The sequence below is a fragment of the Streptomyces sp. NPDC055815 genome, assembly GCF_053616475.1.
In genome coordinates, this window is the sequence record NZ_JBSHDU010000010.1 from 37,880 (window position 1) to 56,146 (window position 18,267).

At 72.1% G+C, this 18,267-nt stretch carries 17 protein-coding genes and 1 pseudogene; 9 read left to right on the top strand and 9 right to left on the bottom strand.

The window, feature by feature from the left end; all coding sequences use genetic code 11:
• Positions 1 to 157 precede the first annotated feature (157 nt).
• Positions 158 to 1,054, bottom strand: a complete 897-nt coding sequence (locus ACWGN5_RS09700) for a LysR family transcriptional regulator (RefSeq protein WP_453512965.1) — start codon at positions 1,052 to 1,054, stop codon at positions 158 to 160.
• Between the two features lie 297 nt (positions 1,055 to 1,351).
• On the opposite strand from ACWGN5_RS09700, the gene ACWGN5_RS09705 reads away from it, so the two are divergent.
• Positions 1,352 to 1,729, top strand: a complete 378-nt coding sequence (locus ACWGN5_RS09705) for a VOC family protein (protein ID WP_453512967.1) — start codon at positions 1,352 to 1,354, stop codon at positions 1,727 to 1,729.
• Positions 1,730 to 1,764: 35 nt separating this feature from the next.
• Here the strand turns inward: ACWGN5_RS09705 and ACWGN5_RS09710 are convergent, their stop codons facing one another.
• Positions 1,765 to 2,493, bottom strand: a complete 729-nt coding sequence (locus tag ACWGN5_RS09710; protein WP_453512968.1) for a helix-turn-helix domain-containing protein — start codon at positions 2,491 to 2,493, stop codon at positions 1,765 to 1,767.
• Positions 2,494 to 2,716: 223 nt separating this feature from the next.
• Between ACWGN5_RS09710 and ACWGN5_RS09715 the strand changes: the two genes are divergently transcribed.
• On the top strand, positions 2,717 to 3,385 hold the full coding sequence (locus ACWGN5_RS09715; protein WP_453512970.1) for a DUF4097 family beta strand repeat-containing protein: 669 nt from the start codon (positions 2,717 to 2,719) through the stop codon (positions 3,383 to 3,385).
• 138 nt (positions 3,386 to 3,523) lie between these two features.
• Complete coding sequence (locus ACWGN5_RS09720; RefSeq protein ID WP_453512973.1) at positions 3,524 to 5,800, top strand: DPP IV N-terminal domain-containing protein; 2,277 nt, start codon at positions 3,524 to 3,526, stop codon at positions 5,798 to 5,800.
• An 83-nt stretch (positions 5,801 to 5,883) separates the two neighbouring features.
• Here the strand turns inward: ACWGN5_RS09720 and ACWGN5_RS09725 are convergent, their stop codons facing one another.
• The 4 genes from ACWGN5_RS09725 to ACWGN5_RS09740 all read right to left on the bottom strand — a co-directional run bounded on the left by ACWGN5_RS09725 (position 5,884) and on the right by ACWGN5_RS09740 (position 9,704).
• Positions 5,884 to 6,636, bottom strand: coding sequence for an alpha/beta fold hydrolase (locus tag ACWGN5_RS09725; protein WP_453512975.1), 753 nt, complete (start codon positions 6,634 to 6,636; stop codon positions 5,884 to 5,886).
• Between the two features lie 50 nt (positions 6,637 to 6,686).
• Entirely contained in the window at positions 6,687 to 7,232 is a 546-nt protein-coding gene (locus ACWGN5_RS09730; protein ID WP_453512976.1) for a dihydrofolate reductase family protein, read from the bottom strand.
• 136 nt (positions 7,233 to 7,368) lie between these two features.
• A complete protein-coding gene (locus tag ACWGN5_RS09735) occupies positions 7,369 to 8,184 on the bottom strand; it encodes an NAD(P)H-binding protein (RefSeq protein WP_453512977.1) in 816 nt (271 codons plus the stop codon).
• Between the two features lie 332 nt (positions 8,185 to 8,516).
• Complete coding sequence (locus ACWGN5_RS09740; RefSeq protein WP_453512980.1) at positions 8,517 to 9,704, bottom strand: saccharopine dehydrogenase family protein; 1,188 nt, start codon at positions 9,702 to 9,704, stop codon at positions 8,517 to 8,519.
• A gap of 199 nt (positions 9,705 to 9,903) precedes the next feature.
• Between ACWGN5_RS09740 and ACWGN5_RS09745 the strand changes: the two genes are divergently transcribed.
• From ACWGN5_RS09745 to ACWGN5_RS09760, 4 genes are read left to right on the top strand one after another with little or no spacing between them, the layout of a single operon-like run.
• Entirely contained in the window at positions 9,904 to 11,049 is a 1,146-nt protein-coding gene (locus ACWGN5_RS09745) for a CaiB/BaiF CoA transferase family protein (RefSeq protein ID WP_453512983.1), read from the top strand.
• Positions 11,046 to 12,197 carry an acyl-CoA dehydrogenase family protein gene (locus ACWGN5_RS09750; RefSeq protein ID WP_453512984.1) on the top strand — a complete coding sequence of 384 codons (1,152 nt, stop codon included), beginning with the start codon at positions 11,046 to 11,048 and terminating at the stop codon, positions 12,195 to 12,197. Before ACWGN5_RS09745 ends, ACWGN5_RS09750 begins: the two co-directional genes overlap by 4 nt.
• A gap of 46 nt (positions 12,198 to 12,243) precedes the next feature.
• Entirely contained in the window at positions 12,244 to 13,458 is a 1,215-nt protein-coding gene (locus ACWGN5_RS09755) for an acetyl-CoA C-acetyltransferase (RefSeq protein ID WP_453512986.1), read from the top strand.
• Between the two features lie 39 nt (positions 13,459 to 13,497).
• On the top strand, positions 13,498 to 15,672 hold the full coding sequence (locus tag ACWGN5_RS09760; protein ID WP_453512989.1) for a 3-hydroxyacyl-CoA dehydrogenase NAD-binding domain-containing protein: 2,175 nt from the start codon (positions 13,498 to 13,500) through the stop codon (positions 15,670 to 15,672).
• Here ACWGN5_RS09760 and ACWGN5_RS09765 read toward each other — a convergent pair.
• Genes ACWGN5_RS09765 through ACWGN5_RS09775 form a run of 3 tightly spaced genes read right to left on the bottom strand, consistent with a single transcriptional unit; the run spans position 15,659 to position 17,215 of the window.
• Positions 15,659 to 16,396: a MerR family transcriptional regulator gene (locus tag ACWGN5_RS09765; protein ID WP_453512992.1), complete on the bottom strand. Its 738-nt coding sequence runs from the start codon at positions 16,394 to 16,396 to the stop codon at positions 15,659 to 15,661. The genes ACWGN5_RS09760 and ACWGN5_RS09765 overlap by 14 nt on opposite strands.
• A gap of 55 nt (positions 16,397 to 16,451) precedes the next feature.
• Positions 16,452 to 17,006 (bottom strand): Clp protease N-terminal domain-containing protein, encoded by a 555-nt coding sequence (locus ACWGN5_RS09770; RefSeq protein ID WP_453512994.1) that lies wholly within the window; start codon positions 17,004 to 17,006, stop codon positions 16,452 to 16,454.
• A complete protein-coding gene (locus tag ACWGN5_RS09775; protein ID WP_453512996.1) occupies positions 17,006 to 17,215 on the bottom strand; it encodes a helix-turn-helix domain-containing protein in 210 nt (69 codons plus the stop codon). Before ACWGN5_RS09775 ends, ACWGN5_RS09770 begins: the two co-directional genes overlap by 1 nt.
• 94 nt (positions 17,216 to 17,309) lie before the next feature.
• Between ACWGN5_RS09775 and ACWGN5_RS09780 the strand changes: the two genes are divergently transcribed.
• Both ACWGN5_RS09780 and ACWGN5_RS09785 read left to right on the top strand, forming a co-directional pair.
• Positions 17,310 to 17,792 carry a macro domain-containing protein gene (locus ACWGN5_RS09780; RefSeq protein WP_453512997.1) on the top strand — a complete coding sequence of 161 codons (483 nt, stop codon included), beginning with the start codon at positions 17,310 to 17,312 and terminating at the stop codon, positions 17,790 to 17,792.
• 96 nt (positions 17,793 to 17,888) lie between these two features.
• Positions 17,889 to 18,251 (top strand): annotated as a pseudogene (locus ACWGN5_RS09785) (hypothetical protein); the annotation flags it as partial.
• Positions 18,252 to 18,267 lie beyond the last annotated feature (16 nt).

An 18,267-nucleotide genomic window follows, 5' to 3' on the forward strand; every position in this document is an offset into this window, starting at 1 on the left:
CGCGGTCGGCGGAACAGCGGGACCGGCGCGGTCGGCGGAACGGCGGGACCGGTGGGGCCGGCGGAACAGCGGGACCGGCGGGACCGGCGGACCGGCGGGACCGGTGGGGCCGGGGCCTGCCCGGACCCCCTGTCCGCGGCGAGGTGGATCCCGGTGGTCAAGGTGCTTCCTGCCGGAACTCGCCGAGATCGCGGACGACGGTGGCGAAGGCGCGGATCATGTCGTTCTCGGTCTCGCCGCGCCAGACGAGGCCGTAGGTCAGCGCGTGCATGTCGGGGATGGGCAGCCACGAGACGTCCGGGCGGGCCCAGAAGCGGCGCACGTGGGCGGGGAAGGCGATGACCGCCTCGCCGCTGGTGACCACCCCGAAGATGTCGTCGGTGGTTTCGACCTCGGGGGCGCGCACGATGGTGCGCCCCTTGGGAGTGTGCGGCGGGGTGTAGGCGTCGGCCCAGTAGTCGGGGAGGTCGGGGGCCATGACGTGCGGGAAGTCGCCGAGCATCTCCAGGACCGCCGAGGACCGTCCGGCGAGTTCGTGGTCGAGCCCGACGGCCAGCAACCTGGTGTCGGTGAACAACGCGGGGCCGGCGACCAGGTCGGGTTCCAGGACGGGGAGCCAGGCGACCAGGATGTCCATGTCACCCCGGCGCAGGCCGGCGAAGGGCTCGTAGAACGGCGCGTGACGGATTCTCAGCCCCCACTGCGGGTGGCGGCTGCGGAAGGTCTCCCAGTAGGGGCGGAGGTCGTAGGCGTTGCCGGGGATCATGCCGATCCGCAGCACGTCGATCTTGCCCTGGGCCGCGAGCCTGGCGCGCTCCAAACTCTCCTGCAGTCCCCGGTAGATCGGAGCGAGGTCCATCCGCAGCTGGGCGCCGGCGGACGTGAGCTGTACGTTGCGACTGTCGCGCAGGAACAGCTCCGCGCCGATGCCGCGCTCCTGCTTCTTGATGGCCTGGCTGACCCGGGCCACCGAGACGCGCAGCCGCTCGGCCGTACGGCCGAAGTGGAGCTCCTCGGCGAGCGTCAGGAATATCTCGATGTCCCGCAGTTCCACGCGTCCCCACCCCGTTGACCAGCGGCTCGGCCCCGTCCGAGCGGCAGTCAGCGTGGCACACCAGGGCACCCCTCGCAATGCGAAAACGATCTTCGTGGGACGCCGTTGTGGCGAGAGGTTCCCAGTTCGGAGGGCTGCCCTGAGGGCGGGTTCGTCAACTCCTGGGTTAACAACCGTTGCACGTTCGGCTGTTGATCCCTCGTCACGGTGACGTGAAGCTTGATCCGTTCCCAGAGCAAGCAGGCGAAAGAGCAACGCCGACATGCCCGTTCCCACCGTCGGGGAGTACCGACCGCGATGAACATCGTCGCTTCCACCGTGACGCTGAGCGTCGCGGATCCGGCCGCCTCCGGTCGCTTCTTCACCACGCACCTCGGTTACCGGGAGGTGCTGGCGGACGAGGAGTACGTGGTCCTCGGCCGCGACGACGCGGCGCCGGACGTGCTGTTACGGCAGCGCGACCTCGAACTGCCTCCCGGCCCCGGGCCGGTCGGGGTGCTGGTGTCCTTCTCCGTGACCGACGTCGCCGCCGAGTACGAGCGGCTGCGGCGGGAAGGCGCCCACATCACCGCCCCGCTGCACCACGAGCCCTGGGGCGAGCACCTGTTGGAGCTCACCGACCCCAACGGCATCGTGATCCAGCTCGCGGAGTGGATTCCCCCCGCCGGCACCTGACCTTCCGTCGCGCGGTCGTTCCGTGGCGCCGATCGTCACGTGCCGCCCGAGATCGCTTCGGTATGCGCGCGGAGGATCTCACGGGCCTGCATCGCGGTCCGCCCGCACTCGGAGACGAAGTCGAGGACGCGAACGATGTTCCCGAGGCGCGCGGCGGCGGCGCTGTGGGGCCCGAGGACACCGATGCCCTGCCGCGCGGTCTCGACGAGATGGGCGGTGGAGCGGGCGGCCGCCATCATCGTCCGGTACCAGACCTCGTCGTCGACGGTGTAGCGCTCGCGGCCGCGTTCACCACGTTCCCGGCGGATGAGGCCCTGGCTGTCGAGGAACGCGACCGCCTTGGAGACGGATGCCGGGCTGACCTGGAGGTGTCGGGCGAGTTCGGCTGCGGTGAGGCTGCCGGCCTCGGCGAGGGTGAGGCAGGCCATGACGCGGGCCATCATCGCGGGCAGGCCCGTGGCCACGAGGACGCCGGTGAGCGTCTCCTCGTACTCCCGCACGGCGTCGATGTCGCCTCCGCGGGCGGGCGGGCGCGCCTGCGGGCCTCGGGGAGTGCTCCGCCTTCGGCGGCTGGCCCGGCGTTCGGTGGCGCGGTGGGCCAGGTCGGCGCGGTAGGCGGTGGGACCACCGTTGCGCATCACCTCCCGCGTGATGGTCGAGGCCGGACGGTCGAGACGCCTGGCGATCTCCGCGTAGGCGAGGCCGTCGGCCAGCCCCAGCGCGATCCGCCGACGTTCCTGCTGAGTGAGCCTGCCTCCTGGCACCGGGGTCTCCCTTCACGTTCCCTGAGGCATCGAACCTAGCGTTCACTGTCCACTCAATGCAACGAGCGGCACTGCCTTCGTTGCATTAGGTTTCAATCCGTTGCAACGAATAATGGGCATCTACCTGCAGAGATATGCCTAGTTGGCAAACTTGATATTGCGGAATCAGTAAAGGCAACGTAGCGTTTCTGTCATCAGAAACAACGACGCACAGGAGAGCACCATGCAGAAGTTCGACACCCCCGCCCCGGTCTCCGTCATCCTCGACATCCCCGCCGGGCGGCTCCGGTTCACCGCCGCCGACCGCACCGACACCACGGTCGAGGTCCTGCCCCTGGACGCCTCGAAGAGCCGCGACGTGAAGGCGGCGGAGCAGACCGAGATCGCCTACGCCGACGGCGTCCTGCGGATCGAGGCGCCGGAGGCGAAGAACCGGGTCCTCGGCAGCTCCGGTTCGGTCGAGGTGACCGTCCAGCTGCCCGCCGGCTCCAGCGTCCGGGCGACGGCGGCCGACGCCGAACTCCTCGGCGACGGACGGCTCGGCGACGTCACCTTCGAGAGCGCGAACGGCGCCGTCAAGCTCGACGAGACCGCGAGCGCCCACCTCACCCTCCTCGCCGGCGACATCAGGGTCGGTCGCCTCGGCGGCCCCGGCGAGATCAGCACCGAGAAGGGCGACATCCACGTCACCGAAGCCGTGCACGGCGTGGTGACGCTGCGCACCGTGTCCGGCGACCTGACCATCGGCGCCGCCCACGGAGTCTCCGCCGCCCTCGACGCCGGCACCACGCTGGGCCGGATCCACAACACCCTTCAGAACGCCGACGGCACCCCCGCCCTGACCATCCACGCCACCACCGCCCACGGCGACATCACCGCCCGCAGCCTCTGACGCCCCATCACGTCCGCGCACGGCTCGCCGGGCGACCGGCGTCTACCCCAGGCCCTCATCGCCCCCTCACCCCCCGCCGCACCGGCTCCACCGTGGCGTCGCCACACCCGGAAACGGCACCCAGGAAGGACAACAAGAATGAGCACCACCCAGGACTACCAGGCGGCGGAGCAGCTCCTCCACCGTCCCGCCCGCCCCGGCGAGCTCGTCGTCGGCGACAAGGTCAGGCCGCAGTGGATCGACGGCGGCGCCCGGTTCTGGTACGCGGTGAGCAACGGCGTCGGCAGACGGTTCGTCCTGGTCGACCCGGCGGCGGGCACGCGCGAGCCGGCCTTCGACCACGCCAGGCTCGCCGCGGCACTGGCCACCGCCTCCGGGCAGCAGGTCGACCCCGAGGCCCTGCCGCTCATGGCCATCGAACCGACCGCGAACGCCGTGGAGTTCGCCGCCCTCGGTGCGTACTGGCGCTGCAGCCTCGACGACTACACCTGTGAGCCGGCCGAGTTCACACCGCCGGGCAGCCCGCTGGAGGTGCCGTCTCCCGACGGCAAGGTCGCGGTCTCCCGGCGGGGACACGACCTGTGGGCGCGCTCACTGTCCGACGGCCGCGAGTGGGCGCTGACCACCGACGGCGCGCCCGACCACCAGTACGGCACCGGCCCGGACTGCACGGCGAACGGCACCCTGCTCCGGAAGATCGGCCTGCCGCACATGCCGCCCGCGGTGGCCTGGTCGCCCGACTCGACGAAGGTGCTGGCGCACCGGACCGACGAGCGCGAAGTCCGGGAGACCCACCTGGTGGAGGCGCGGCCCGCCGACGGCACGGCCCCCGTGCTGCACACCCAGCGGTACGCCTACGCCGGGGACGAGACCATGCCGCAGGCCGAACTGGTCGTGCTGGACGTCGCCTCGGGCAGGGTGGTCCGCGCGCAGGCCGAGCCGCTGCTCATGCCGCAGATGTCGCCGATCGCCATCAAGTGGGCGTGGTGGGCCCAGGACGGCTCGGCGGTGTACTACCTGGCCCGCCCCCGCGACCTGCGCACGCTCTCCCTGCACCGCCTCGACCCGGCGACCGGCGAGGTCACCACCGTGCTCAGCGAGAGCGGCGACACCCGGGTCGAGCCCAACCAGTGGCTGTACGAGCCGCCGATCGTCCGGGTGCTCGCCGACGAGGTGCTCTGGTATTCACAGCGGGACGGCTGGGGCCACCTCTACCGGTACGACCTGCACACCGGAGAGCTGCTCGGGCAGGTCACCTCCGGGCCGTGGGCGGTGCGGCAGATCCTGCGCGTCGACGAGGCCGAGCGGGTCGTGTACTTCACCGCCTCCGGGCTGGTCGACGAGGACCCGTACCGCCGCACGGTGTGCCGGGTCGGCCTGGACGGCGCCGGCTTCGCCAAGCTGACGGACGACGAGCTGGACCACGTCGTCACCCCGGCGGACGGCCAGGAGTACTTCATCGACTCCGCGTCCACCGTCGACACCCCGCCGGTGACCCGCGTCCGCGACTGGACCGGGCGCGTGCTCGTCGAGCTGGAGCGCGCCGACATCGACAAGCTCACCGCCACCGGCTGGACGCCGCCGGAGCGGTTCCGCGTCAAGGCGGCCGACGGGGTGACGGACATCTACGGCGTGCTGTACCGGCCGCGCGGGTTCGACCCCGCCCACCGCTACGCCGTGGTGGACAACGTCTACCCCGGCCCCCAGGTCAACCGGGTCGCCCCGTGCTTCGACCCCGGCGGCATGGGCATGGACGCCGAACCCCTCGCGGCCCTTGGCTTCGTGGTGGTGGCGCTGGACGGCCGCGGCACCCCGGGACGGAGCAAGGCCTTCCACGACGCCTCCTACGGCCACCTGGCCGACGCGGGCAACCTGGCCGACCACGTCGCGGCGCTGCGGCAACTGGCCGAGACCCGGCCGTGGATGGACCTGGACCGGACCGGCGTGTTCGGCCACTCCGGCGGCGGGTTCGCCGCGGCGCGGGCGATGCTGGACTTCCCCGAGGTGTTCAAGGCCGGCGTCGCCCTCTCCGGCTCGCACGACGCCCCCCACTTCAACCTCGGCTTCGTGGAGACCTACGACGGGGCGGACAACCCCGAGGCATGGGCCCGCACGTCCAACGTGGACCTCGCGGACCGGCTCGAGGGCAAGCTGCTGCTCGTCCACGGCGAGATGGACGACCAGGTCCACCCGCACCACACCCTGCGGCTGGCCGACCGCCTCGTCGCCGCCGACAAGGACTTCGAGCTGCTCCTCGTCCCCGGCGCCGAGCACACGCTCATCGACTGCATCGCCTACGTCCGCAAGCGCAGCTGGGACTTCCTGGTCCGCGAGCTGATGGGCACCCAGCCCCCGGCCTACCGCCCCGCCCCCATCGCCCTCGGCCCCGAGCTGCTCGCCGAGCTGTTCGCCTGAGTGCCGCGCCCCTGAACAGCACGACTCTGGCCGACGGACCGTCAACCCCCTGCGGGGCGGCGGTCCGTCGGCCGGGTGCTGGTTCAGGCGGAGGCGACGTGCTCGGCGAACGCCTGCGGGTTGTCGAGCATGATGTTGTGTCCGGCGTCCGGGACGGTGACGACCCGGACGCCGGCGGCTGCCAGCTCCGCCGTACCCGTCGGCGGCTGCGAGTGCGCCCCGATGAGCAGCGTCCGCGGGATCGTCAGCTCCGCGAGCAGGGTGCGGGCCGACGGGGTCGCCCCCGCGCGCAGACCGAACGCGCTGCGGTGCAACGCGACGGGGTCGGCCAGACGCATCGTCGCCGCCCACAACGGCTCGACCCGCTCCAGGAATCGGGCCATCCCGCCGTCGGCGAACTCGGCTTCGGTGAAGGTCGTGACACCGACGGTGCCGCGCGCCGGCGGGGGGACCGGATCGAGGGCGGGCTCGGCCAGGACCAGCCGGGAGACCAGGTCCGGCCGCCGGCCGGCCAGCACGATCGCCACGGCGCCGCCCATGCTGTGGGCGACGACCTCGGCGCCCACGACACCGGCCGCGTCCAGCGCGCGGGCCAGGGCGTCGGCGTGGTCCTCCAGCCGGTAGCCGAAGTCCGCGGGCCGGTCACTGAGCCCGAACCCCAGGAGATCCGTCATCAGCGTGCGCCGTCCGGCCAGCGGGGGCAGGGTCATCGCATGGGTGAAGTACGCCGCCGCCTGTCCGCCGGCGCCGTGGACGCACACCCGGGCCGGTTCCTCTCCGCCGATCTCCACCCAACGGATCCGGGCATCGCCCGGTCCGGCTATCGCGTCTCGCACGCTTCCTCGCAGTCGGTCAGGTCTTCTTCGGAGGGCCCTCTCCAGGGGAGTCAGGCCGGCTGGTAGGTGAGGTCCAGTACGCCGGTGGAGAAGGTGGCCGAGCGGGCGAGCCGGAGCGGCACCCGGGCGGTACCTTCCGGGAACAGGCGCAGCCCGGTGCCGAGCACGATCGGGTGGACCAGCAGCCGCAGTTCGTCGACGAGCCCGGCCACCAGCAGGGTGCGGGTCAGGGCGATGCTGCCGCTCAGGCTGATGGTGCCGCCCGGCTGCTGCTTGAGGTCCTTGACCGCGGTGACGACATCGCCCTCGATGAGGGTGGAGTTGTTCCAGTCGGTCCGGGTCAGTGTGGTGGAGGCGACCAGCTTGCGGATGCCGTTGATGGCATCGGCCATCTCGCCGCTCCGCTGCGGCCAGACCGCGGCGAACGACTCGTAGGTCCTCCGGCCCAGCAGCAGCGTGTCGGCCCCGGCGAACATCTCACCGACGGCGGCTTCCATCTCGTCGTTCAGGTACGGGAAGTGCCAGGTGTCGGGCGCCTCCACGACGCCGTCCAGCGAGATGAACAGCCCGGTCGTGATCTTGCGCTGTGCGGTCATGAGTTTTCTCCTCGCAGCAGTCTCGGGGTCTTCGAACCCGACTCGCCCATGCCGATCAGGTCCGGGGCCAGCAGCCGGCCCGGTTCGCCGACGGCGGGGAGGACGTCCCGCCACAGGTGCGAATGCCGGCGGGAGTTCACCGGAACGCGGGGGCGGTGCGGGCGGCCCAGTCGGCGAAGGCGCGCGGCGCCCGGCCGAGGACGCGCTCGACGTCGGGGCTCGTCCCCTGTTCGGCGGGCAGTGGCTCGCCGAGGATGGCGAGGGTGCCCTCCACCACCGGCTCGGGCATGAAGGCCAGCATCTGCGCGCGGGCCTCCTCGCGGGTCTGCTCGACGAACCGCACCGCGGCGCCCAGGGCGTCGCCGATCGCCTCGGCCCGCTCGCGCGGGGTGACCGGGGCCGGTCCGGTGAGGTCGTACGTACGGCCCGCGTGGCCGCCCTCGCGCAGGACCACGGCCGCGACCTCGGCGACGTCCGCCGGGTCGACGGTGGGCAGCCCGACTTCGCCGAACGGCGCCGCGGCCGTGCGCTCCGCACGGATGGACTCGGCCCAGGCGAAGGCGTTCGAGTTCAGCCCTCCGGAGCGCAGAACCGTCCATTCGAGGCCCGAGCGGCGCACGGCGTCCTCGAACGCCACGGGGTGTCGGTAGACCCCCGGCCGCGTCCCGGCCCCCTGGGAGGACAGCAGGACGACGCGCCGCACTCCGGCCGCCTCGGCGAGGCCGAGGATGCCCTCCGGGTCCTCTCCCGCGACGAGCAGGAACAGCGCCTCGGCCCCTTCGAGGGCGGAGGCAAGGCTCGGCGGATCGGCGAGGTCCGCCGCCACATGACGTACACCGTCCGGCAGTTGGGCCCGGCGACGGGAGACCGCCGTCACCCGCTCGCCGGCTCCGACGAGGATCCGTACGAGTTCCTTGCCGACATTCCCGGTTGCACCCGTCACAACAATCACGAAAACCCCTGGTCTGTAGGTGACGCGGCAGGGTGCTGCGGCCGCCACAAAGGTGGACGCGCGGGGGTGAGGAGCCGCTTCTCGACTGCACCACCCGCCGTCTTGACGTGGGGAAGGCTATGTTTCGCTCATGTAGGGGTCAATCAAGTCGAGGCCGCAATGGGCCGAATCCCCAGGTCGGAGCCATTGAATTGCTGCAATGGGAATGCCGGTGAATGCACAGCCCGGAAACGCGCGCCGTTTGCCGTGCACGATTGCATTCACCGACAGGTCCATTGCAATAAATGCGCGCCCATGGCCCGCAGATCGGGATTGCTCAAGCCTGTTGACGCCTAGCCCCGGTGCGCCACCCGGAAGCGGATGCCCGCCGCCTGCAGGCGCTTCGTCAGGGCGTCGCCCATCGCCGCCGCCGTCGTCACCTGGCCCGCCGTCTTCGGCAGGGGGTCGAAGGCGAGGCAGAGGGCTGACTCGGCGAGCATCCTCGCCGTCTCGTCGTAGCCCGGGTCGCCGCCCGACACCTCGGTGAAGACCCGCCGTCCGCCGCCCTCGCCGACGAAGCGGACCGAGAACCAGCTGCGGGCGCGCCGCTCGGCCGACGGGCCCTCGCCCGCGGAGCAACGCTCCATCAGCCAGGAGCGGACCGGCGGGAGTTGGGCCGCGGCGACGCCCGCGCCGACGACGGCCGTGCCCCCGAGTGCCATCGGGAGGGTCTTCACGGAGGCGTAGTGCCGGTAGCGGAAGTCCGGCCCGTAGCGTTCGAGGGCCGCCGCCGAGCGGGCCACGACCTGCGGGTCGAGCGTCGGCAGCGGCAGGGCCCAGGTGCCCGTCTCCCGGCTGAACCGGGGCCCGCCGAGCGGCGCGCGGGCCCGGCGGCCCACCAACCGCGGTTCGTGCAGCCGCCGTTCGTGCGCGGCCCGCAGTATCTGACGGCCCCGGCCGAACGCGGTCAGCGCCGAGGCGAAGGTGCCGCCGGAGAAGGCGGCCCCGGCCCGGACGAAGCCGTCGACGCGCAGCGGTACGTCCTCCGGCAGCTGGCGGACGGTGAAGTACACGCCCAGGTCGTGCGGGACGGAGTCGAAGCCGCAGGCGTGCACGATGCGGGCGCCGGTCTCGCGGGCCCGCGCGTCGTGCCGTACGAACATGAGGTCCACGAACTCGGCCTCGCCCGTCAGGTCCAGATAGTCCGTGCCCGCCTCCGCGCAGGCCGCGACCAGACCCTCGCCGTACCAGACGTACGGGCCGACGGTCGTGGCCACCACTCGCGCGGATTCGGCCAGTGCGCGCAGCGAGCCGGGGTCGTCCGAGTCCGCGACGACCAGAGGAAGCTCGGCGAGGTGCGGCCGGCCGGCGGCGAGCCGCTTCCGCAGGGCCTCCAGCTTGCCGGGGCTGCGCCCGGCGAGCGCCCAGCGGCAGTCCGCCGGGGCGTGCTCCGCCAGGTACTCCGCGGTGAGCTCGCCCACGAAGCCGGTCGCCCCGAAGAGCACCACGTCGTACGGTCTGGCCCCGGTCTCGCGTCCCACGCCCGCCCCTGTCTCCATCAAGCCCCTCGTCTCGGCCGTACCGCGCCGCCGCGCGCGGTTGTCGTCGGCGGAGGATAGCGGAAGTCCGCCCCCGCGCATTTTCCAAGCGCTTGCTCGGCCGGGGGGCTTGTGCCGAGTGGAACACGTTCCTAGCATCTCCGGTGTTACATCATTGGTGTCACACACTCCTGGGGGCTCGATGAGCACGACGCACACCGCCCGCAACGGCCCGCTGACGGGCGTGCGCGTGGTCGAACTCGCCGGGATCGGCCCCGGCCCCTTCGCCGCCATGCTCCTCGCCGACCTCGGCGCCGACGTCGTCCGCGTCGACCGCCCCGGCGGCGCCGGCCTCGGCATCGACCCCGCCCGCGACCTCACCAACCGGAACAAGCGCTCCGTCCTCGTCGACCTCAAGGCCGAGGACGGCCCCGCCACCGTGCTCGACCTCGTCGAGCGGGCCGACATCCTGGTCGAGGGCTACCGGCCCGGCGTCGCCGAACGCCTCGGCGTCGGCCCCGAGGCCTGCCTCGCCCGGAACCCGCGCCTCGTCTACGGCCGGATGACCGGCTGGGGCCAGGACGGGCCGCTCGCCCCCACCGCGGGACACGACATCGGGTACATCGCGATCACCGGTGCCCTCGGCATGATCGGCCCCGACCCGGACGGCCCGCCGACGATCCCCGCCAACCTCGTCGGCGACTACGCGGGCGGCTCCCTCTACCTCGTCATCGGCGTCCTCGCCGCCCTCCAGCACGCCCGGACGCACGGCGAGGGCCAGGTCGTCGACGCCGCCATCGTCGACGGCACCGCCCACCTCACCACCATGATCCACGGCATGCTCGCGGCCGGCGGCTGGCAGGACCGCCGGGGTGTGAACCTGCTCGACGGCGGCTGCCCCTTCTACGGCGTGTACGAGACCTCCGACGGCGGCCACATGGCGGTCGGCGCCCTGGAGGAGCAGTTCTACGCGGAGTTCGTCCGCCTCCTCGGCGTCGAGGACGTGGCCCCCGCCCGCCGTGACCTCGCCCGCTGGCCCGAGCTGCGCAAGGCCGTCGCCGACCGCTTCCGGAGCCGTACCCGCGAGGAGTGGAGGTCCGTCTTCGAGGGCTCCGACGCCTGTGTCGCTCCTGTCCTCTCTCTCCGTGAGGCACCCGCCCACCCGCACCTCGTGGCCCGCGCCACCTTCGCCGAGCGGGACGGGATCGCCCAGCCCGCCCCGGCGCCCCGCTTCTCCGTCACCCCCGGCACCCTCCGCACGGGCCCCGCCCTGCCCGGTGCCGACACCGCAGAGGTCGCCCGCGACTGGGCCGTACCCACCCTGAAGACCCAGGAGCCCGAAGCATGAAGCGCCAGCTCTACACCGAGGACCACGAGGCCTTCCGGGCGGTCGTCCGCACCTTCCTGGAGAAGGAGGTGCTGCCCCACTACGCGCAGTGGGAGAAGGACGGCATCGTCTCCCGCGAGGCCTGGCTCGCCGCCGGCCGGCAGGGGCTGCTCGGGCTCGCCGTCGAGGAGGAGTACGGAGGCGGCGGCAACCCCGACTTCCGGTACGCCTCCGTCCTCGCCGAGGAGTTCACCAGGGCGGCCGCCCCCGGACTCGCCATCGGCCTGCACAACGACATCATCGGCCCGTACCTCACCAAGCTCGCCACCGACGAGCAGCGCCGCCGCTGGCTGCCCGGCTTCTGCTCCGGCGAGATCATCACCGCCATCGCCATGACCGAACCCGGCGCCGGCTCCGACCTCCAGGGCATCCGCACCACCGCCGAGGACCACGGCGACCACTGGATTCTCAACGGCTCCAAGACCTTCATCTCCAACGGCATCCTCGCCGACCTGGTGATCGTCGTCGCGAAGACCACCCCCGAGGGCGGCGCCCACGGCCTCTCCCTCCTCGTCGTGGAGCGCGGCATGGCGGGCTTCGAGCGCGGCCGCAACCTCGACAAGATCGGCCAGAAGTCCCAGGACACCGCCGAACTCTTCTTCACGGACGTCCGCGTCCCCAAGGAGAACCTGCTCGGCGAGCTCAACGGCGCCTTCGTCCACCTCATGACCAACCTCGCGCAGGAGCGCCTCGCCATCGCCGTCGCCGGCATCGCCGGGGCCGAGCACCTCCTGGAGCTCACCACCGCCTACGTCAAGGAGCGCGAGGCCTTCGGCCGGCCGCTCGCCAAGCTCCAGCACGTGCGCTTCGAGATCGCGGAGATGGCCACCGAGTGCGCCGTCACGCGTACCTTTGTCGACCGCTGCATCGCCGAGCACGCCGACCCGACCGGCCTCGGGCTCGACCCCGTCAACGCCTCCATGGCCAAGTGGTGGGCGACCGAACTCCAGAAGCGGGTCGCCGACCGCTGTCTGCAACTGCACGGCGGGTACGGCTACATGAGCGAATTCCCGGTCGCCCGTGCCTTCACCGACGGCCGGATCCAGACCATCTACGGCGGGACGACCGAGATCATGAAGGAGATCATCGGCCGCTCCCTCCTCGGCTGACCCCGTCCCGCACCCCTCGAAGAACCCTCACCGCGAAAGGCTTCCCGTGAGCACCGAAGCGTACGTGTACGACGCGATCCGCACCCCGCGCGGACGCGGCAAGGCCAACGGCTCCCTGCACGGCACCAAGCCCATCGACCTGGTCGTCGGACTCATCCGGGAGATCCAGGCCCGCCACCCCGGACTCGACCCGGCCGCCATCGACGACATCGTCCTCGGCGTCGTCGGCCCGGTCGGCGACCAGGGCTCCGACATCGCCCGGATCGCCGCCATCGCCGCCGGACTCCCCGACACCGTCGCCGGCGTCCAGGAGAACCGCTTCTGCGCCTCCGGCCTCGAAGCGGTCAACATGGCCGCCATGAAGGTCCGCTCCGGCTGGGAGGACCTCGTCCTCGCCGGCGGCGTCGAGTCCATGTCCCGCGTCCCGATGGCCTCCGACGGCGGTGCCTGGTTCGCCGACCCGATGACCAACCTGGCGACCAACTTCGTCCCCCAGGGCATCGGCGCCGACCTCATCGCCACCATCGAGGGCTTCAGCCGCCGCGACGTCGACGAGTACGCCGCCCTCTCCCAGGAGCGCGCCGCCGCCGCCGTCAAGGACGGCCGCTTCGACCGCTCGATCGTCCCCGTCAGGGACCGCGCCGGACTCACCGTCCTCGACCACGACGAGTTCCTGCGCCCCGGCACCACCGCCGACACCCTCGCCCGCCTCAAGCCCTCCTTCAAGGACATCGGCGAGCTCGGCGGCTTCGACGCGGTCGCCCTGCAGAAGTACCACTGGGTCGAGGAGATCGACCACGTCCACCACGCGGGCAACTCCTCCGGCATCGTCGACGGCGCCTCCCTCGTCGCCATCGGCTCCAAGGAGGTCGGCGAGCGGTACGGGCTCACGCCCCGCGCCCGGATCGTCTCGGCCGCGGTCTCCGGCTCCGAGCCGACCATCATGCTCACCGGTCCCGCCCCGGCCACCCGCAAGGCCCTCGCCAAGGCCGGCCTCACCATCGACGACATCGACCTGGTCGAGATCAACGAGGCCTTCGCCGCCGTCGTCCTGCGCTTCGTCAAGGACATGGGCATCTCCCTGGACAAGGTCAACGTCAACGGCGGCGCCATCGCGCTCGGCCACCCGCTCGGCGCCACCGGCGCGATGATCCTCGGCACCCTCGTCGACGAGCTGGAGCGCCAGGACAAGCGCTACGGCCTCGCCACCCTCTGCGTGGGCGGCGGCATGGGCATCGCCACCGTCGTCGAGCGCGTCTGACCGTCCCGTCCGCACCCCTCTTACGGAGAAGCAGCAGTCATGAGCGAGAGCACCACCATCCGCTGGGAGCAGGACGAGACCGGGATCGTCACCCTCGTCCTCGACGACCCCAACCAGTCCGCCAACACCATGAACCAGGCCTTCCGGGCCTCGATCAAGGCGATCGCCGACCGCGTGGAGGCCGAGAAGGACTCCATCCGCGGCATCATCTACACCTCCGCGAAGAAGACCTTCTTCGCCGGCGGCGACCTCAAGGACATGATCAAGGCGGGCCCCGAACACGCCCAGGCCATCTTCGACAGCGCCATCGAGATCAAGAACGCGCTGCGCCGGATCGAGACCCTCGGCAAGCCCGTCGTCGCCGCGATCAACGGCGCCGCGCTCGGCGGCGGCTACGAGATCGCCCTCGCCTCCCACCACCGCGTCGCCCTCGACGCCCCCGGCTCCAAGATCGGCCTGCCCGAGGTCACCCTCGGCCTGCTGCCGGGCGGTGGCGGCGTCGCCCGCACCGTCCGCCTCATGGGCATCACCGACGCCCTCCTCAAGGTGCTGCTCCAGGGCACCCAGTACGCCCCGAAGCGCGCCCTGGACAACGGCCTCGTGCACGAGGTGGCCGCCACCGCCGAGGAGATGATGGCCAAGGCCATCGCCTTCATCGACGCGCACCCCGAGTCCCACCAGCCCTGGGACGTCCCGGGCTACCGGATCCCCGGCGGCACCCCGTCGAACCCGAAGTTCGCCGCCAACCTGCCCGCCTTCCCGGCCAACCTGCGCAAGCAGCTGAACGGCGCGCCCTACCCGGCGCCGAAGGCCATCATGGCCGCCGCCGTCGAGGGCTCCCAGGTCGACTTCGAGACCGCGCTCACCATCGAGTCCCGCTACTTCACCGAGCTGGTCATCGGCCAGACCGCGAAGAACATGATCCAGGCGTTCTTCTTCGACCTCCAGGCCGTCAACTCGGGCGCGAGCCGCCCGAAGGGCGTGGAGAAGAAGCAGGTCCGCAAGGTCGCCGTCCTCGGCGCCGGCATGATGGGCGCCGGCATCGCGTACTCCTGCGCCCGCGCCGGCATCGAGGTCGTCCTCAAGGACGTGTCCGCCGAGTCCGCCGCGAAGGGCAAGGCGTACTCCGAGAAGCTCTGCGCCAAGGCCGTCTCCCGCGGCCGTACGACGCAGGAGAAGGCCGACGCCCTCCTCGCCCGCATCACGCCCACCGCCGACGTGGCGGACCTGGCCGGCTGCGACGCGGTCATCGAGGCGGTCTTCGAGGACACGGCGCTCAAGCACAAGGTCTTCCAGGAGATCCAGCACGTCGTCGCCCCCGACGCCCTGCTCTGCTCCAACACCTCCACCCTCCCGATCTCCGTCCTCGCCGAGGGCGTCGAGCGGCAGACCGACTTCATCGGGCTGCACTTCTTCTCGCCCGTCGACAAGATGCCGCTCGTCGAGATCATCAAGGGCGAGCGGACCGGCGACGAGGCCCTGGCCCGCGCGTTCGACCTGGTCCGGCAGATCAACAAGACGCCGATCGTCGTCAACGACTCGCGCGGCTTCTTCACCTCCCGGGTGATCGGCCACTTCATCAACGAGGGCGTCGCCATGGTCGGCGAGGGCATCGAGCCCGCCTCGATCGAGCAGGCCGCCGCCCAGGCCGGTTACCCGGCGAAGGTCCTCTCCCTCATGGACGAGCTGACCCTCACCCTCCCGCGCAAGATCCGCAACGAGACGAAGAAGGCGGTCGAGGAGGAGGGCGGCACCTGGGTCACGCACCCGGGCGAGGCCGTCATCGACCGCATGGTCGACGAGTTCGGCCGCCCCGGCCGCAGCGGTGGCGCGGGCTTCTACGAGTACGGCGAGGACGGCAAGCGGGGCAAGCTCTGGCCGGGGCTGCGCGAGCACTTCGCCAAGCCGGGGTACGAGATCCCGTTCCGCGACATGCAGGAGCGGATGCTGTTCTCCGAGGCCCTGGACACCGTCCGGCTCCTGGAGGAGGGCGTCCTGACCTCGGTCGCCGACGCCAACATCGGCTCCATCATGGGCATCGGCTTCCCGGCCTGGACCGGCGGCATCCTGCAGTACATCAACGGTTACGAGGGCGGGGTCGCCGGCTTCGTCGCCCGCGCGCGCGAGCTGGCGGAGACGTACGGCGAGCGCTTCGCCCCGCCGGCCCTCCTGGTGGAGAAGGCCGACCGCGGGGAGACCTTCACCGACTCCTGAAGGCGGTCCTCAGCTCCTCGCTCAGCGAGCGCTGAAAAGCGGTGAGGAGGGCCTGGACCACCATCGGCTGCATGTGCGCCGAGAGCGACTTCATCGCGCTCAGGTGGTCCGGGTCCTCCCCGCTCTCCCGGTACGGGCTCCACACCTCGTCCCGGAAGAGCCGGGAGAGCTCCTGGGCGGCCGCGCGCGCGTGCTCCAGGAGCACCGTCCGGGAGGCGAGGATCGTCTCGTGCTCGATGGGCACGTCGAGCAGCTCGACCCCGAGCCGCAGCAGGGCCCCGTCGAGCCGGTACGTCTCGGCGTCGTCGGTCCGGTCGAGCACGCCCATCGCGGCCAGCCGGTCCACGTCCCGCTCGGTCAGCGCCCGCCCGGCCCGCCGCTCCAGCTCGCGCCGGGTGATCGTCTCCGCGGACTCGGGAGCCCAGGAGGCCACCAGGGCCCGGTGGATCGCGAGGTCCTGCGCGCTGAGGTCGGCCGGCAGCTGCTCCAGGTACCGCTCGATCGCGGCCAGGGTCATCCCCTGCCGCTGCAACTCCTCGATGAGCGCGAGCCGCGACAGATGGCCGGCGTCGTAGCGCCCGACCCGCCGCGGCCCGATGACGGGCGGCGGCAGCAGCCCCCGGGTCCCGTAGAACCGCACGGTCCGCACCGTGACCCCGGCCCGCGCGGCCAGCTCGTCCACGGTGTAGCCGGGCAGCAGGTCCTCGTCGCTCGCGTCCTCCATGGTTCAACAGTATTGCTGTCTCACCATCGCTGTAAAAGACCTGGGCGGCACCGGATCAGCGGGGCGCGGGGGAGGACAGGGCCGTGTCGACGGAGGCGTGGGTGACGCCGTGGTCGGCCAGTGCTTCGGCGACGACGCCGCCGAGGAGGGTGAGGGCGAGCAGGAGGTGCTCGTCGCCGATCTCCCGGTCCTTGCGGGCCAGGGCCACGCGGAGCGACTTCTCCAGGACGGCCTTCGCCTCGCGGGAGAAGCTGAGACGGCCGGACCACCACCCGGTGTCCTTGCGGTCGCCGGCCAGCGCGCCCGCGCCGTGGCTCTCCTCGACGCGTTCGACGATCGCGCCGACGTCGATGCCGAGGCCGGCCAGGGCCTCCGTGTCCGCCCGGGACAGTCCGGCCCGGCGCCGCGCGTCCGAGAGCGCGGAGACCAGGGACGGGCGGCGCTCCGGCGGGCACAGCCGCCCGAGCACGGCCGCGGCGCGGGTGTCCTCGCGGTCGAGCAGGGCCAGGAGCAGGTGCTCCGGGGTGACGACGGCCGCGCCGCCGCGCTCCGCGTGCGCGGCCGCCCCCTTCACCGTGGCGCGCGCGGCCTTCGTGAACCGTTCGAACATCACTGCCTCCCGTACTTCTTGTGGACGGCCTGCCGGCTGACACCCAGCTCGGTCGCGATCTCCTGCCACGACCATCCCTGGTTGCGCGCGCTGCGCACCTGGACGGCCTCCAGCTGTTCGAGCAGTCGCCGCAGGGCGGAGACGGCCCGCAGTCCGACCCGGGGGTCGCGGTCGCCGGCCCGTGCGGCGAGATCGGTCGCATCGCTCATGCTGTCAATGTAAGTTGACAGCGGAGTGCGCGTCAACCCTGGTTGACATTCGGTGTGCGACCCCACTGTCAGTGCCGCCTCCTACGGTGATCCCATGACCGTGATCGAGTACGTACGGGGGGACGCCACCGCGCCCCAGGGGAAGGGCGTCCGGATCGTCGCCCACGTCTGCAACGACCTGGGTGGCTGGGGCAAGGGCTTCGTGCTCGCCGTCTCGCGCCGCTGGCCTGAGCCCGAGGCGGCCTTCCGCCGATGGCACCGGGAGCGGGCGGGCAACGACTTCGGGCTCGGCGCGGCCCAGTTCGTCCAGGTCTCGCCGTACCTCTGGGTGGCGAACCTGGTGGGCCAGCGGGGGATCCGCACCGGCCGGAGCACCGGCGTCCCCGTGCGGTACGAGGCGATCGACGCGGCCCTCGGCCTGCTGGCGGACAAGGCCGTCGAGCTGGGGGCCTCGGTCCACATGCCCCGGATCGGCTGCGGGCTGGCCGGCGGCACCTGGGACCGGGTGGAGCCGCTGGTCCGGGAGCGGCTGTCGGCGCGGGGGATACCGGTCACCGTGTACGACTTCGGCGGGTAACGGGCGCGGGGGCGGGGCGTCGTAGGGATGTTCGACCCGGCGGGCTAGAGTCGGCGGCTGTTCGCATCGGGGGCACGAGAGCACAGGGGGAGTGGGATGTACGCGCAACTCAGGGAGACGGCCGACGAGTTGGCCGGAGTCCTGTGGCGGGAGCACACCGTCTACCGGGAGCGGGGTGGCGGCGTGGTGATCCGGGGCGAGCATGTGCGCCGCTGGATCAGCCTCGCCCCGACCGGGGGCAAGGACCGGGCGCTGCTGCGGGCCGGGCGGATCCTGGACGGCGGGACGACCGCCCCGGCCCGTACGGAGGTGGTCGTCGACCTCACGGCCGGGACCGCGGAGCTCGCGGCCGTCTGCCGCCGGCTGCTCGCCGAGGTCGCCGCGGCCGCCGGGCCGGTGCGCGAGGAGGGCGGGGACAGAAAGGCGGGGCGGGCGGCTCGCGCCGACCGCCCCGCCCGGCCGCCCCGCAGGGAGC

Bases quoted from the DNA above. Each gene is read 5' to 3' on its own strand.
- ACWGN5_RS09705 (WP_453512967.1), top strand. From the start codon at position 1,352: ATGAACATCGTCGCTTCCACCGTGACGCTGAGCGTCGCGGATCCGGCC.
- ACWGN5_RS09715 (WP_453512970.1), top strand. From the start codon at position 2,717: ATGCAGAAGTTCGACACCCCCGCCCCGGTCTCCGTCATCCTCGACATC.
- ACWGN5_RS09720 (WP_453512973.1), top strand. From the start codon at position 3,524: ATGAGCACCACCCAGGACTACCAGGCGGCGGAGCAGCTCCTCCACCGT.
- ACWGN5_RS09730 (WP_453512976.1), bottom strand. From the start codon at position 7,232: ATGACCGCACAGCGCAAGATCACGACCGGGCTGTTCATCTCGCTGGAC.
- ACWGN5_RS09745 (WP_453512983.1), top strand. From the start codon at position 9,904: ATGAGCACGACGCACACCGCCCGCAACGGCCCGCTGACGGGCGTGCGC.
- ACWGN5_RS09750 (WP_453512984.1), top strand. From the start codon at position 11,046: ATGAAGCGCCAGCTCTACACCGAGGACCACGAGGCCTTCCGGGCGGTC.
- ACWGN5_RS09760 (WP_453512989.1), top strand. From the start codon at position 13,498: ATGAGCGAGAGCACCACCATCCGCTGGGAGCAGGACGAGACCGGGATC.
- ACWGN5_RS09765 (WP_453512992.1), bottom strand. From the start codon at position 16,396: ATGGAGGACGCGAGCGACGAGGACCTGCTGCCCGGCTACACCGTGGAC.
- ACWGN5_RS09770 (WP_453512994.1), bottom strand. From the start codon at position 17,006: ATGTTCGAACGGTTCACGAAGGCCGCGCGCGCCACGGTGAAGGGGGCG.
- ACWGN5_RS09775 (WP_453512996.1), bottom strand. From the start codon at position 17,215: ATGAGCGATGCGACCGATCTCGCCGCACGGGCCGGCGACCGCGACCCC.
- ACWGN5_RS09780 (WP_453512997.1), top strand. From the start codon at position 17,310: ATGACCGTGATCGAGTACGTACGGGGGGACGCCACCGCGCCCCAGGGG.